Consider the following 14,961-nt stretch of genomic DNA (forward strand, 5'->3'; position numbering starts at 1 on the left):
GCCGCCCGGACGGTACGCTCCCCTCCCCCTTGCGGGGAGGGGTCGGGGGTGGGGGTCCGCGAACTCCGAACGTCGATAAGGCCACACATCTTCGTGCGCCCACGAATGAGCGAGCGGCTGTGTTATCGCTAGAGCACCTGAGCCGCGTCGTGTGATGGGAGTAGATCTCATCACCTCGAGCGGGACTCGTGGACCCCCCACCCTCAACCCCTCCCCGCAAGGGGGAGGGGAGCTGACCGACGGCGTGGCGAGATTGCGGCTCGCTTGATCGAGCGAGATAGTTCAATGGCCTACGGCTTCGCCGGCGCCGGCGGCCCATAGACCTCGCGCTCCGCCATTGGCTCCGTCTTCTCCCGATCCCCCGCGAGCACGCGCTGGACCGAGACGAAGAACACGGGGACCATCAACAGCGCCAGGATCACCACCGCGATCATGCCGCCCATCACATTGGTGCCGAGCGCCTGCTGGCTGGCACCGCCGGCGCCCGTCGCCATCGACATCGGAAGCACGCCGCAGACGAAGGCGAGACCGGTCATGATGATCGGGCGGAAGCGCAAGGAGCAGGCCTCGATCGTCGCCGCGACCAGCGGCTTGCCGTGGGCGCGCAGATCCTTGGCGAACTCGATGATCAGGATCGCGTCCTTGGCGGCGAGACCGATGATGGTGATCAGCGCCACCGTGAAGTACACGTCGTTGGACAGGCCGCGCAGATTGGCGGCGACGACGGCGCCGAGGATGCCGAGCGGCACGGTCAAGAGCACCGCGAGCGGGATCGTCCAGCTCTCGTAGAGCGCAGCGAGACACAGGAACACGACCAGCGCCGAGAGACCGAGCAGCAGCGGCGCCTGCGAACCCGACAGCTTCTCCTGCAACGACTGTCCGGTCCATTCATAGCCGAAGCCACGCGGCAGCTTGCCGGCGAGGCGCTCCATCTCCTTGAGCGCGTCGCCCGAGGTGTAGCCCGGCTTGGCCTCGCCGGAGATGCGGATGGCCGGATAGTAGTTGAAGCCGGCGATCTGGGTCGGCCCCTTCGCCCACTGGATGGTAGCAAAGGACGAGAACGGCACCAGCTGGCCCTTGGTGTTCTTGACGCTGTAGTTGAGGATCTCGTCCGCGTTCATGCGGCTGATGCGATCGGCCTGGACGACGACGCGCTGCATGCGGCCACGGTTCGGGAAGTCGTTCACGTAAGTAGAGCCGAGATTGGTCGAGATCGTGGTGTTGATGTCCTCGAAGGTGACGCCGAAGGCGCCGGCCTTCTCGCGGTCGATCATCAGATTGATCTGGGGTCCCGGCGGAAGACCCTCGACATAGACCTTCTGCAGCACCGGGCTCGCATTGGCTTCCGCGATCAGCTGGTCGGCGGCAGCGGTCAGCGCAGCATAGCCCTTCTGGCCGCGATCCTGCAGGCGGAAGCTGAAGCCCGAGGAGTTGCCGAGATTGTCGATCGGCGGCGGCTGCAGCGCGGTGATCTTGGCGTCGCGCAAGCCGGCGAGATCGCGATTGATGTCGGCGACCAGCGCCGCGGCGCTGTCACGCTTGCCGCGCTCCGACCAGTCCTTCAGCGAAATGAAGGCCTGCGCGGTGTTGACGCCCTGGCCGGCATAGCTGAAGCCGGTGAGGAAGGTGACATCGTCGATGCCCTCGCGCTTGGCCAGATACTTCTCGACTGCCTCCACCGCGGCTTGCGTCCGCGCGTAGGAGGAATCCGCCGGCGTCTGCACGTCGGTGGTGATGAAGCCCTGGTCGTCGACCGGCAGGAAGCCGCCGGGCAGTTGGATGAAGGCGAAGGTCAGCCCGACCAGGAAGATCGCATAGATCAGCATCAGCCGTCCGGTGCGCTTCAGCGCGCCGCCGACCACGCCGGTGTAGCGGTTGCGGCTGTTGTCCATGAAGCGGTTGAACCAGCCGAACACACCCTTCTTTGCGTGGCCGTGGCCGGCCGTGACCGGCTTCAGCAGCGTCGCGCACAACGCCGGGGTCAGCGACAGCGCCAGCAGCGCCGAGAAGCCGATCGCCGCCACCATGGTGACCGAGAACTGCCGATAGATGATGCCGACCGAGCCGGGGAAGAACGCCATCGGCACGAACACCGCCATCAGCACCAGCGTGATGCCGATGATGGCGCCGGTGATCTGGCCCATCGCCTTGCGCGTCGCCTCCTTCGGCGACAGCCCCTCCTCGGTCATGATGCGCTCGACGTTCTCGACCACGACGATGGCGTCGTCGACGAGGATGCCGACCGCGAGCACCATGCCGAACATCGTCAGCATGTTGATGGAGTAGCCGACCAGCATCAGCGTTGCGCAGGTGCCGAGCAGCGCCACGGGCACCACGATGGTCGGAATGATGGTGTAGCGGATGTTCTGCAGGAACAGGAACATCACCACGAACACCAGCACCACGGCTTCGACCAGGGTCATCAGCACCCGCTTGATCGACGCCTTCACCACCGGCGTGATGTCGTAGGGGATCTCATAGCTGATGTTGGAGGGGAAGAAGCGCGACAGCTCCTTCATCTTGGCCTCGACCGCGCTCGCGGTCGCCAGCGCATTGCCGGTCGGCGACAGCAGCACCGAGAGACCCGCGGTCGGCCTGCCGTTGAGGCGGGTGTTGAACTGATAGCTGAGGCCGCCGATTTCGACGCGCGCGACATCGCGCAGCCGCACCGTCGAGCCATCGGGATTGGCACGCAGGATGATCGATCCGAACTCGTCGGGCGAATCGAGCTGGCCCTTGACCAGCACCAGCGCCGAGGTGCGCTGCGAGGTCGTCGCGGGCTCGGCGCCGATGCTGCCCGAGGCGACCTGCGCGTTCTGCGCGCCGATCGCCTTGGTGACGTCGTCGGCAGTGAGGCCGTAGCCGATCAGCTTGGCGGGATCGAGCCAGACGCGCAGCGAGCGCTCGGTCGAATACAGCGTGGCGCGGCCGACGCCGGGAATGCGCCGGATTTCGCCGAGCACGTTGCGGATCATGAAGTCGCCGAGCCCGACCTCGTCGAGGCTGCCGTCGGTCGACTGCAGCGTGATGATCTGCAGCACGGCGGCGGAGGCTTCCTCGACCAGGATGCCCTGCTGGATGACGGCGCGCGGCAGCCGCGCCTCGACACGCTTGAGGCGGTTCTGCACCTCGACCGAGGCGTCATTGGTCGACGTGCCCGGCACGAAGTTCGCCGTGATCTCGACCTGGCCGAGCGAATCGCTGGTGGATTCGAAGTTGAGAATGCCGGAGGCGCCGTTGAGCTCCTCCTCGATCAGCCGCGTCACGCTGTTGTAGAGATTCTCCGGCGACGCGCCGGGGTAGCTGGTCGAGATCGAGATCGAGGGCGGCGCGATGATCGGATATTGCGCCACCGCCAGCAGCGGAATCGCGATCGCGCCGATCAGGCAGATGAACAGCGCGACCACCCAGGCGAAGATCGGCCTGTCGATGAAGAAGCTCGGCATGGCGACTTACCGCGTCGCCGACTTCGATTCGAGCTGCGTCGCGGCGCTGACCTCGGTCCAGACCTGCGGCGCGACCCTGTCGCCGGCGGCGAACTTCTGGAAGCCGTCCACCACGACCTTGTCGCCGGCGCGCAGACCGTCGGTGATCAGCACCAGGCCATCCTGGGTCGGGCCGGTGCGCACCGGCCTGGCGATCGCGCGGTTGTCGTCGCGGATGACGTAGACCTCGGACCCGCCGGCCGCGTTGCGCTGCACCGCCTGCTGCGGCACGCCGACGGAGTCGCTGTCGATGCCCTGCTCGATGCGGACGCGGACATACATGCCCGGCAGGAGCTCGCGCTTCGGATTGGCGAACTCGCCGCGCAAGGTGACCTGACCGGTGGCGGCATCGACCTTGGCGTCGGAGAACAGGAGCTTGCCCGGAATCGAATACGGCGTGCCGTCGTCGAGCACGAGACGGACCTTGATCGCGTCGGGCGCGATCTGGTCGAGGTCGCCGGACTCGAACGCCCGGCGCAGGCGGTTGAGCTCGCTCACCGACTGGGTGAAGTCGGCATAGATCGGATCGAGCTGCTGGATCGTGACCAGCGAGGTCTCGTTCTGGACCGCGATGGCGCCCTCGCTGACCTGGGCCGCGCCGACGATGCCGTCGATCGGCGCGCGCACGGTCGCATAGTCGAGATTGAGCTGGGCACGCGCAAGATCGGCCTTGCGGGCCTCGATGTCGGCCGCTGCCTCGCGCTCGGTCGAGATCGCCTTCTCGTTCTCGACCGCCGGGGCTGCGCGCTCCTTGAACAGCAGGCTGATGCGGTGGGCCTGCTGCACCGCGCGCTCATGCACCGCCTCGGCCTTGGCCAGCGCCGCCCGGCTCGACAGGATCTCCACCTCGAACGGCTTCGGATCGATGCGATAGAGCGGATCGCCCGCCTTGACCTCGCTGCCCTGGCGGAACAGCCGCTCGACGATGATGCCCGAGACGCGCGGACGGACGTCGGAGACGCGGGTCGGCGCGATGCGGCCGGGCAGCTCGCGCACGATCGCTCGCGCCTTCTGCTCGACGGTCACGATGCCGACGTCCGGAATGACGATCTGCTCATTGGCGGAGGCCTGAGCCTGGATGGGGTCGTTACAGCCGGCCAGCAGCGGCGCGGCGGCCGCGAGCATCAATGCACTGCTGACCAGCGACGCGCGAAAACGTGACATGCGTGGAGGAGCCCCCTCGATGATGATGATGAAAACAGTCGACCGGATGGCCCAGTCATGGCGCCATTCTGGCGCTCGCCTTGCTGCAACATAGAAAAGAGCTGCTGCGACGCAACGCGAAACCCGGGCGGCTTGATGTCACACGAACTACATAACTGATAGATCAAGCTTTTTCGGGACTCACCTAATTGTGAGTGCTTTGTGGCAGCAGGTTCCCAGCAGGTTCCGCGGAGCGAAACGCGAATCCCCCTCCAGCACTGCGGCATCCCGCCGCAGCGAACAAATTAGTTCGCCGGCCGCAGGCGGTAGTGACTGACGCCCCATTCACGGCCTTCGTCGTGCCCGAACAGACCCGCGGTGGCGAGGAAGAACCAGCGCCAGCGGCGCATCCACAGCGCCGTGTCGTCGCCATAGACCGGCTGCAGCACCTGCAGGATGCGGTTGTAATCGGCATCGAAATTGGCGAGCCAGTCCCGTGCCGTGTGCTGATAATGCGTGCCGCTCCAGCGCCATTCCTTCTCGACCGCGAACAGATCCGCGTACTGCCGGATCAGGCCGTGGCTCGGCATGATGCCGCCGGTGAAGAAGTGCTGCGCGATCCAGTCCTCGCGATCGTTGCGGTCGAACAGGTAGGATCCGGTGCGGTGGGTGAAGATGTGCATGAACAGGCGGCCGTCCGGCGCGAGCCATGATCTGACCCGCGACAGCAGCTCGCGCCAGTTCATCATGTGCTCGAACATCTCGACCGAGACGATGCGATCAAAGCGCGCGTCGGGAGCGAACCCGTTCATGTCGGCGGTGACGACCCGCAGGTTGAGCAGGCCGCGCGCGGCCGCCATCTCCTCGATCGCGCGGCGCTGCGAGTGCGAGTTGGAGACCGCCGTGATCTTCGCACGCGGGAACTGCCGGGCCATGAACAGCGACAGCGAGCCCCAGCCGCAGCCGAGCTCCAGAATGGTCTGGCCATCCTGGAGATCGGCATTGGCGACGGTCTGGCGCAGCGCCTCCTCCTCCGCCTCCCGCAGGGTCGAGACCGGCTCCTTGTAGAAGCAGCAGGAGTATTTGCGGTTCGGCCCGAGCACGCGGGCGAAGAACGCCGCCGGCACCTCATAGTGCTGGCTGTTCGCCGCGTCGGTATGCTCGGCGATCGGCCGCGTCGTCAGCAGGCGGGCGAACTCTGGGTCACCCATCGCATCGGCCCCGCCGAGCCGCGCCGCCGTGCGCGAGCACAATTCGGAGATCGCGGAGCGGATGACGGCATCGGGCAGCGGCACGCGCTCGGCGGCGCCGATGATGGTCGAGATGAAGCTCATGCGGTGGCTCCGTTACTTCGTAAAAGGATTTGGCGGCAGGGGAAAGAACGCGCTGGTGCGCGCCTGATAGGCCCGGTAGCGATCGCCGCGCGAGCGCAGCATCTGCTGTTCCAGCGGCGGGATGCCGGTGACGTGGACCAGGATCCAGTACATGAACAATGGCGCGAGCAGGCTGGCGAGGCCCCACGGATGGTCGAACGACAGCGCGATGACCGGATAGGACAGCCAGCACACCCACTCGAAGAAATAGTTGGGATGGCGCGACCAGCGCCACAGGCCGACGTCGCACACCTTGCCCTTGTTGGCAGGATCGGCGCGGAACGCCTTGAGCTGAGCGTCGGCGACGCCCTCGCCGGCGATGCCTGCGAACAGCACGAGGATGCCGAGATAGTCCTGCAGCCGAAGCTCGGCGGCCGGCGCATGGGCGGCGACGAACATCGCGAACACCAGCGGGATCGAGCCCCAGGCCTGCTGCTGCAGGAACAGGAACATCTTTCGCGGTGCGGCCGCACCCCATTGCCGGGCAAACTCCGCGTAGCGCGGATCGTCGGAGATGCCGCGGCTGCGCGCTGCGACATGGCCGCCGAGCCGCAGCGACCAGACCGCCACCAGCACCGCGACCAGCCACTGCGGCGCGTTGGGGGCGGCGCCGCCGGCGGGCCAGATCGCGCCGGCGGCGCCGACCAGCCCGACGGAAAATGTCCAGATCGTGTCGACCCAGCCGGAGTTGCCGGTGCGCTGCTGCACGACCCAGGCGAGCCCCATCAGCACCGACATCGCCACGGCCATCGCCAGCAGCGCCTGCAGATATTCAACGACGGTCATGACAAAGCCAGGGCGTTCCCGTTAGATATGAGCCACGGGACTAACTACGCCGCGGATGCCCGCCGGTTTCAGCCATAGTTCCGCGCAGGGACGGGATTGCGCTGATCGCGGCTTTTTTCCCGCTGCTGCTGTGCCATAGTGGATTTCAGGGACCGGTCCCCGCAACGGATGTCATCGACAATGCCTCAAGGCTCCCCTTCCCGCTCCGCGATGGATCTCGAACCGACCAAGCTGTCCACGCCCCGGATCTTCCTGGTGCGGATGCTGGTCTTCCTGGTGCTGTGCGCCCTGGTCGGTGTCGTGCTGTACAAGCAGATCATCCTGGCGTTCTTCGCCAATCCCGGCCTGAACGCGCTGATCGGGGCGGTACTGTTGATCGGCGTCATCCTGGCGTTCCGCCAGGTGGTCCGGCTCTATCCGGAAGTGTCCTGGGTCAACAATTTCCGCATCGCCGATCCCGGCCTGGCGGTGCCTCGCCACCCGGTCCTGCTGGCGCCGATGGCCGCGATCCTCGGCCGCGAGCGCTCGGGGCGAATGTCGATCTCGCAGCAGACCATGCGGCACCTGCTCGACTCGATCGCCACCCGGCTCGACGAGGCCCGCGACATCTCGCGCTACATGACCGGCCTCCTGGTGTTCCTGGGCCTGCTCGGCACGTTCTGGGGCCTGATCGAAACGGTCGGCTCGGTCGGCAAGGTGATCGAGGGGCTCAAGGTCGGTGGCGACGCCGGCGCGCTGTTCGATACGCTGAAGGGCGGCCTTGCCGCGCCGCTGGGCGGCATGGGCATCTCGTTCTCGTCCTCGCTGTTCGGCCTCGCCGGCTCGCTGATCCTCGGTTTCCTCGACCTGCAATCGAGCCAGGCGCAGAACCGCTTCTATACCGATCTGGAGGACTGGCTCGCTGGCACCGTGCGGGAATATGGCGGCAGCGGCGACACCGGTGCCGACCTCTCGGTTGCCATCGAGCGGCTGCGCACCGCCTTGGAGGACGGCTCCAACCGCGGCGCCACCGCGGCGATGGCCAACCTCGCCGAGGCGATCCAGGGCCTGGTCGGGCACATGCGCACCGAGCAGCAGATGATCCGCGAATGGGCCGATGGCCAGGGCGAGCAGAACCGCGAGATCAAGCGGCTGCTGGAGCGGCTGGCGCGGCAGACCGAGAAGAGTTGAGCTGCTCCGCCGGCCGGCCGAAGACGAACTAGGAGACGCTGAATGGCGCTTGCCCGTACCCGCCGTGGAGATTCCGGCCTCAACTACTGGCCGGGCTTCGTCGATGCGCTGTCGACGCTGGTGCTGTCGATCGTGTTCCTGCTGACCGTGTTCCTGGTGGTGCAGTTCTTCCTGTCGCAGGAGGTCACCGGCAAGGACAAGGCGCTGGAGCAACTCAACGCCAAGATCGCGCAGCTCAACGAGATGCTGTCCCTGGAGAAGCTCGGCAAGCTCTCGCTGGACGACCAGGTTGCGCAACTGCGCGCCGGGCTCGCAAGCGCCGAAGCTGAGCGCGACCGCGTCAAGGGCCTCTATGACGGGCTCGCCAATGCCGGCAGCAATGCCGCCGGCCGCGCCAACGAACTCAACCGGGCACTCGACTCCGAGAAGCAGGTCACGGCGCGGGCGCTGGCCCAGATCGAGGTGCTCAACCAGCAGATCAGCGCACTGCGCCGCCAGCTCGCCGCGCTCGAGGATGCGCTCGATGCCTCGGAGAAGCGCGACAAGGAATCGCAGAGCCGCATCGCCGATCTCGGCTCGCGCCTCAACGTCGCGCTGGCGCAGCGGGTCCAGGAGCTGACCCGGTACCGCTCGGAGTTCTTCGGCCGGCTGCGCGCCATCCTCGGCAACCGTCCCGACATTCGCGTCGTCGGCGACCGCTTCGTGTTCCAGTCCGAGGTGTTCTTCGACACGGGGCAAGCCACCCTGCTGCCCGAGGGCCAGCAGGAGCTGAACTCGGTGGCGACGGCGCTGGTCGATCTCGACAAGCAGATCCCCGCTGAGATCTCCTGGGTGCTGCGGGTCGACGGCCACACCGACGTTCGTCCGATCAACAGCCCGGTGTTCAAGTCGAACTGGGAGTTGTCCTCGGCGCGCGCCATCTCGGTGGTGCAGTATCTGATCTCGCTCGGCGTCCCTGCGCAGCGCCTGGTCGCGGCGGGCTTCGCCGAATTCCAGCCGCTCGACCCCGCGAACACAGAGGACGCCTTCCGCCGCAACCGGCGTATCGAGCTGAAGCTGACGGAGCGGTGACGTCGAGCTCCACCCTGCGCCCCTATCGCGCCGACGACGAGGACGCGGCAATCGCGCTGTGGCAGGAGACCTGGCAGCTCGCCTATCCCGCCATCGATTTTGCCGCGCGCGTTCCGTGGTGGCGCGAACGCTGGCGCAGCGAGCTGGTGCCGAAGGCCGATGTGATCGTGGCCGAGGCGGAGGGCGTGCTCGCCGGGTTCGTCACGATCGATGCGACGGGCTATCTCGATCAGCTGGTCGTCTCGCCCGAGCATTGGGGCTCGCCGCTCGCTACTCAGTTGGTCGATGCAGCGAAGGAGCGATCACCTCACGGCATCACGCTGCTTGTGAACAAAGACAACGCGCGCGCGATCCGCTTCTACAAGCGCAACGGCTTCATTGAAGCCGGCGAGGACGTCAACCCGACCTCGGGCCGTCCCGTGCTGCGGATGGTGTGGATGCCAACACAATCTGTTGAATCCGAGATGGTGCCGCAATGACGCTGCGCTCCCTCTCCCCGTTCTTACGGGGAGAGTGTTGGGGTGAGGGGCAGCCACGCGCACCGACCGTGCGGAGAGCCCCCCTCACCCGGATTGCATCTGACGATGCAATCCGACCTCTCCCCGCACGCGGGGCGAGGTGCACCGAGCGCGCCGCGATTTCTATTCACACAATTGCTGGCGCAGGGAGCTAACGACTTCTCTGCTCGACCCGTTTCGTATTGTCCTCAAACGCCGCGAAACAGCACACCGATCGTCAGCACCACGAACGCGATCGCCAGCGCGTCGAAGGCGTGGGCGGCCGACAGCAGCGGCACCGAGGCGTGCATGTAGTGCGCGAGCATCGCGACGAGGGCGAGCACCAGCGCAATTGCGAAGATGACGAACGAGGGCGGCGTGAGGGCAAAACTGCCACGACGATAAGGCATGTCCGTTGCTCCTGTTGGGACCCGGCACGCCTGCTACGAGCGGCGCGCCATCTGTTCCGGCAGGGAACGTACAAGGCGGGAGAAAGGTTGCAGGGTCGGGAACGAGAATTCCGAGGGTGTTGCCGGCCGTCCACGGTGTTGCAGGAACTACACGCCCTCGAACTGCAGCCGGGCCAGCCGCGCATAGAGGCCGTTGGCCGCAACCAGCGACGTGTGGGTGCCCTGCTCGACGATGCGGCCGCGATCCATGACCAGGATGCGGTCGCAGGACAGCACCGTCGCGAGGCGATGCGCGATCACCAGCGTGGTACGGTCCTTCATCAGCCCCTCGAGCGCGGTCTGCACCAGCGTCTCGCTCTCGGCGTCGAGCGCCGAGGTCGCCTCGTCGAGCAGCAGCAGCGGCGCATCGCGCAGGATGGCGCGCGCGATGGCGATTCGCTGGCGCTGGCCGCCCGAGAGCGTGACGCCGCGCTCGCCGAGCGAGGTGTCGAAGCCGTCCGGCAAGCGGCGGATGAATTCGCTGGCATGAGCGAGATCGGCGGCGCGCTCGACCTCGGCGTCGGTCGCCTCCGGCCGGCCGAAGCGGATGTTCTCGCGCGCACTGGCGGCGAACACCACGGATTCCTGCGGCACCAGCGCGATGCGCTCGCGCATCCTGCGCGGGTCGGCCGCGCGCACCGGCACACCGTCGAACGAGATCGAGCCGGAGGCGGGATCGTAGAAGCGCAGCAGAAGATGGAACAGCGTGCTCTTGCCGGCGCCGGAGGGGCCGACGATCGCGACCTTCTCACCGGCGCGGATCGCAAACGAGACGTCATCGAGGACGCGGACATCGGGGCGACCCGGATAGGCGAAGCTGACCCGCTCGAAGCCGAGGTCGCCACGCGCCGGCTCCGGCATCGGGCGCGGCTGCGCCGGCGCCGTGATTTCCGGCTGCACGTGCAACAGCTCGAACAGCCGCTCGGCGGCGCCGGACGCCGCCGACACTTCGCCCCAGACCTCCGAGAGCTGGCCGAGCCCGGCGGCCGCGAAGGCCGCGTAGAGCACGAACTGACCGAGCCGTCCGGCGCTGATCGCACCGGTCAGCACGTCGTGGGAGCCGACCCAGAGGATCGCGACGACGCTGGAGAACACGATGAAGATGATGATCGCGGTGAGCACGCCGCGCGCCTGGGTCGAGATCCGCGCCGCCTCGTAGGCCTGCTCGACCTCGCCGCCGAAACGCGCCGCCGCGAGCCTCTCGCTGGTATAGGCCTGCACCGTCCTGATCGAGCCGATCAGCTCGGACGCATAGGCCGAGGCGTCGGCGAGCGTGTCCTGGGCGTTGCGCGACAGCCGCCGGACCCAGCGCCCGAACGCCACCAGCGGCAGCACGATCAGCGGGATCGCCAGCAGCACGAAGCCGGACAGCTTCGGGCTCGTGATCACCATCATCGCGGTGGCGCCGATGAACAGCAGCAGATTGCGCAGCGCGATGGACACGGAGGCGCCCGCCGCCGATTTGATCTGGGTGGTGTCGGCGGTGAGCCGCGACACCAGCTCGCCGGAGCGCGCGGAATCGAAGAAGGACGGCGACAGCGACATCAGATGCGCGAACACGTCGCGCCGGAGATCGGCGACGATGCGCTCGCCGATCGTCATGACGAGGTAGTAGCGGGCCGCGCTTGCCAGCGCGAGCACCGCCACGACGGCGATCATGACGCTGAAATAGCTGTTGATCAGCTCGATCCCTTTCGGCGTGAAGCCGAAATCGATCATGCGGCGGACCGCGATCGGCACCAGAAGCGTGGTCAGGGCCGCGACCGTGAGCGCGATCAGCGCCAGCAGGGCGCGGCCGCGATAGCGCAGGACATAGGGAGACAGCGCCAGCAGCGGGCGCAGCTTCGAGCGCCGCACAGGGCTTGCCGGCTCGGCCAATGCCTCGACGGCCGCAACGGCATCTCCAACCGGATCCTGCCCTGGGGCAGCGCCCTGCCGCTCGTCAAGCCGTTCCACTGCGCTCATGGGCCACCTGAGAATTCTTCCAAATACCGATCTGCCGTCCTGATAGGCCCGCCGGGCCGGGCTTGGCAAATCCGGAAACGTACCAAGGTGTTCATCCGCGACCTTGGCTTGTTTTGGGCAGAACCTTGGGCTATAGAGCGCGCCAATTGTCCCCCTTCAGTGACGACAGGATCAGGCGCGGCCGCGTCGCATCATGTCTTCGCATCGTGCCGTAGGATCAGCCATGAAAGCCGACATTCACCCGAATTATCATACGATTACGGTCGTGATGACCGATGGCACCGAGTACCAGACCCGCTCGACCTGGGGCAAAGAGGGCGACAAGCTCAACCTCGACATCGACCCCAAGTCGCACCCGGCCTGGACCGGCGGCACCCAGCAGATCATGGATCGCGGCGGCCGTGTCTCGCGCTTCCAGAAGAAGTTCCAGGGCTTCCTCAAGAAGGATTGATGCCTTCTTGCCCTCGGCACCGGCCTTCCTGGCCTGCGCCTGATCGAGAGCTCACAGCAAAACGCCCCCGGAAACGGGGGCGTTTTTGTTTCTGAGCTGGTCGCAACGAGACCTTCGGCTGGGGGAGCGGCCCCGGCGGGGGCCGCCCGATGCCGGGGCCTACTGCTCGAACGCGGCCTTCAGCCGGTTGAGATGCGGCACCAGCGGATTGCCGATCGCGCTCTGGTCCGGCGGCGGGGAATGAATGGTCGAGTCGAGCCGGCGGACCCGCACCTGCAGGCTCATCGAGCGCGAGATCAGGCTCTGCAGCTGCTGCGGCAGCTTCTCCAGCAGATCATCCGGCCCGGGATCTGCGGCGGTGAGCTTGACCTTGGTCTTCTCGCGGTTGGCCTGGCTCAGGGTCATCTCGCCCTCCTTCACCGCGCGGTGCAGGAGCAGCCAGGACGCCAGTTGCATCAGGCGGGTGGTGAGACGCATGCTCTCGGTCGCGTAGGTCAGGCTGACGGCGCGGTCGAGCGCCTTGGCCTCGTTGCGGCCGTCGCCATCGAGATAGGCGGCGGTCTCCTCGACCAGATCCATGCCTTCCCGGAACAGCGCGCCGAATGCAGCAGAATTGGTGAGCCGCTCGTTGAACTGAACCAGAGCGCCATCGCCCAGCAAACGGTCCGACATGGTTAACGCCTCTTAAACGCGACTGTTTACGCAACCCGGCAACGTCGCCGGTATGATGAACAAATCATTGCGCGGCCGGTTTCGAGAGTCCAGCAGCAACGCCTTTTATGGTTTCCACGGCGTGGGCCATGCCGTGCCCTCGTACCATTTGCGACTGCAACACGGCCGATCGCGGCCGAGTCGCACGATCAGCTCAACTAGCAACCATGATCACGGCAATAGTTTGCAGTCGTCGAACGAGGATCGTCACGCCTGCCGCGGCGCACAGGATTTTCGCGCCTGACCTGCTGGCGACCGAAGACCGGCACGGGCGCAATGAGCCGGCACGACGTTCGTTCCACGATCGCCGCCTGCGCATGGGGGAGCGCGCCACGGGCGACCGCCCGGTTCGCCCGGCTCGGCGCGGGCGCAAAAAAAGAGCCGCCGTTTCCGGCGGCTTTGAAGTTGATAACAGGGAGGCGTCAAACAGAGTGGACAGGAGCCACTCGGTGTCCAAACGAGGACGGTTCCGGTTGTAAACGCGAAAGCTTAATCAACCGTAAATGGCGAAAATTTTTCAATCTTCGTTAGCCATGTCGGCCACTGGCCGACCGCGTTTCTACGGCCGCGAGGTTCACGACTTGAAGATGCTGGCGGCGGCATCACGCGAGGCGCGCTTTTTCGCCACCGCCTGCTCGATGCGCTCGATCTCGGCCCGGAGCAGCGCCACCCGGCTGGTCAGCTCCTCGACCGACAGCATCGACAGATCCTGCCCGATCTCGTGCGAAACGGCCTTGCGCGGCCGATCGTCGTCCTCGTTCGCCATCTCACCCTCCTCCCGGTTGCCAGCCATGCCCCGGCTGGCTTAAGCACGCGGCAGCACCCGCTTTCAGCCCTCGCCGAAGGATTTCTCATGGAACAGCTGCCCGCGCAAATGACCGTGGTCGCCATCAGCCAGCCGGGCGGACCCGAGGTGCTCAAGCCGGAAACCCGGCCCGTGCCCAAGCCCGGCCCCGGCGAGATCCTGATCAAGGTGAAGGCCGCCGGCGTTAACCGTCCCGATGTCGCCCAGCGCTCCGGCAGCTATCCGCCGCCGCCCGGCGCCAGCGACCTGCCGGGGCTGGAAGTGGCCGGGGAGGTCGTGGCGCTCGGCGAGGGCGCCGTCCGGCACAAGCTCGGCGACACCGTGATGTCCCTGGTCGCCGGCGGCGGCTATGCGCAATATTGCATCGCACAAGACGCGCAGGCGATGGCGGTGCCGCCGGCGCTGTCCCTCCTGGAAGCCGGCGCCCTGCCCGAGACCCTGATGACGGTCTGGCACAACGTGTTCGAGCGCGGCGGCCTGAAGGCGGGCGAGACCCTGCTGGTGCATGGCGGCTCCTCCGGCATCGGCACCATGGCGATCCAGCTCGGCAAGGCATTCGGCGCCAAGGTGCTGGTCACCGTCGGCTCGCAGGACAAGGCCGACGCCTGCGTGAAGCTCGGCGCCGACCGCGCCATCAACTACAAGACGGAGGACTTCGTCGCCGTGGTCAAGGAAGCGACCGGCGGCAAGGGCGCCAACGTCATCCTCGACATGGTCGGCGGCGACTACATCGAGCGCAACTACGACGCCGCGGCCACCGATGGCCGCATCGTCCAGATCGCCTTCCTCGCCAGCCCCAAGGCGTCAGTCAATTTCGTCAAGCTGATGGTGAAGCGCCTGACCCATACCGGATCCACGCTGCGCCCGCGCAGCAACGCCGACAAGGCGACGATGGTGGCGGCGATCGAGGCCAAGGTGATGCCGTTCCTGCGCGAGGGCCGCATCAAGCCATTGATGGACTCGACCTTTCCCCTCGCAGATGCAGCCAAAGCGCATGCACGCATGGAGACGAGCCAACATATTGGCAAAATTGTGTTGGAAATCTAGGCGCAGTC

Annotated in this window: 13 protein-coding genes; 5 read left to right on the forward strand and 8 right to left on the reverse strand. The window is 66.5% G+C overall.

Annotated elements, in window-relative coordinates:
• Nucleotides 1-290 precede the first annotated feature (290 nt).
• From QX041_RS14870 to QX041_RS14885, 4 genes are all read right to left on the reverse strand, one after another.
• Nucleotides 291-3,446: a multidrug efflux RND transporter permease subunit gene (locus QX041_RS14870; protein ID WP_316165775.1), complete on the reverse strand. Its 3,156-nt coding sequence runs from the start codon at nucleotides 3,444-3,446 to the stop codon at nucleotides 291-293.
• Between the two features lie 6 nt (nucleotides 3,447-3,452).
• The gene (locus QX041_RS14875) at nucleotides 3,453-4,649 is read right to left on the reverse strand and encodes an efflux RND transporter periplasmic adaptor subunit (RefSeq protein WP_315713900.1); all 1,197 of its coding nucleotides are present in this window, start codon (nucleotides 4,647-4,649) and stop codon (nucleotides 3,453-3,455) included.
• Nucleotides 4,650-4,933: 284 nt separating this feature from the next.
• A complete protein-coding gene (locus QX041_RS14880) occupies nucleotides 4,934-5,962 on the reverse strand; it encodes a cyclopropane-fatty-acyl-phospholipid synthase family protein (RefSeq protein ID WP_316165777.1) in 1,029 nt (342 codons plus the stop codon).
• A 12-nt stretch (nucleotides 5,963-5,974) separates the two neighbouring features.
• Nucleotides 5,975-6,787, reverse strand: coding sequence for a DUF1295 domain-containing protein (locus tag QX041_RS14885; protein WP_316165779.1), 813 nt, complete (start codon nucleotides 6,785-6,787; stop codon nucleotides 5,975-5,977).
• Between the two features lie 180 nt (nucleotides 6,788-6,967).
• Between QX041_RS14885 and QX041_RS14890 the strand changes: the two genes are divergently transcribed.
• The 3 genes from QX041_RS14890 to QX041_RS14900 are packed head-to-tail and all read left to right on the forward strand — an operon-like array spanning nucleotide 6,968 to nucleotide 9,507.
• Nucleotides 6,968-7,957, forward strand: a complete 990-nt coding sequence (locus QX041_RS14890; protein ID WP_315713897.1) for a flagellar motor protein MotA — start codon at nucleotides 6,968-6,970, stop codon at nucleotides 7,955-7,957.
• Between the two features lie 42 nt (nucleotides 7,958-7,999).
• Nucleotides 8,000-9,028 (forward strand): peptidoglycan -binding protein, encoded by a 1,029-nt coding sequence (locus QX041_RS14895; protein ID WP_315734445.1) that lies wholly within the window; start codon nucleotides 8,000-8,002, stop codon nucleotides 9,026-9,028.
• Complete coding sequence (locus tag QX041_RS14900; protein ID WP_315713895.1) at nucleotides 9,025-9,507, forward strand: GNAT family N-acetyltransferase; 483 nt, start codon at nucleotides 9,025-9,027, stop codon at nucleotides 9,505-9,507. Before QX041_RS14895 ends, QX041_RS14900 begins: the two co-directional genes overlap by 4 nt.
• Before the next feature lie 227 nt (nucleotides 9,508-9,734).
• Here the strand turns inward: QX041_RS14900 and QX041_RS14905 are convergent, their stop codons facing one another.
• On the reverse strand, nucleotides 9,735-9,935 hold the full coding sequence (locus QX041_RS14905) for a hypothetical protein (RefSeq protein ID WP_006614616.1): 201 nt from the start codon (nucleotides 9,933-9,935) through the stop codon (nucleotides 9,735-9,737).
• Nucleotides 9,936-10,082: 147 nt separating this feature from the next.
• Nucleotides 10,083-11,939, reverse strand: a complete 1,857-nt coding sequence (locus QX041_RS14910; RefSeq protein WP_315713894.1) for an ABC transporter ATP-binding protein/permease — start codon at nucleotides 11,937-11,939, stop codon at nucleotides 10,083-10,085.
• 223 nt (nucleotides 11,940-12,162) lie between these two features.
• On the opposite strand from QX041_RS14910, the gene rpmE reads away from it, so the two are divergent.
• Nucleotides 12,163-12,390 carry a 50S ribosomal protein L31 gene (gene rpmE / locus QX041_RS14915; protein WP_012046762.1) on the forward strand — a complete coding sequence of 76 codons (228 nt, stop codon included), beginning with the start codon at nucleotides 12,163-12,165 and terminating at the stop codon, nucleotides 12,388-12,390.
• Between the two features lie 159 nt (nucleotides 12,391-12,549).
• On the opposite strand, the gene QX041_RS14920 is transcribed toward rpmE, so the two are convergent.
• Entirely contained in the window at nucleotides 12,550-13,062 is a 513-nt protein-coding gene (locus QX041_RS14920; RefSeq protein ID WP_315713893.1) for a DUF1465 family protein, read from the reverse strand.
• 613 nt (nucleotides 13,063-13,675) lie between these two features.
• Nucleotides 13,676-13,867, reverse strand: coding sequence for a DUF1192 domain-containing protein (locus QX041_RS14925; RefSeq protein ID WP_315713892.1), 192 nt, complete (start codon nucleotides 13,865-13,867; stop codon nucleotides 13,676-13,678).
• Between the two features lie 87 nt (nucleotides 13,868-13,954).
• Between QX041_RS14925 and QX041_RS14930 the strand changes: the two genes are divergently transcribed.
• A complete protein-coding gene (locus QX041_RS14930; RefSeq protein WP_316165780.1) occupies nucleotides 13,955-14,953 on the forward strand; it encodes an NAD(P)H-quinone oxidoreductase in 999 nt (332 codons plus the stop codon).
• Nucleotides 14,954-14,961 lie beyond the last annotated feature (8 nt).

Source organism: Bradyrhizobium sp. SZCCHNRI2009, from assembly GCF_032485115.1.
In the GTDB taxonomy this organism is placed as follows: domain Bacteria; phylum Pseudomonadota; class Alphaproteobacteria; order Rhizobiales; family Xanthobacteraceae; genus Bradyrhizobium.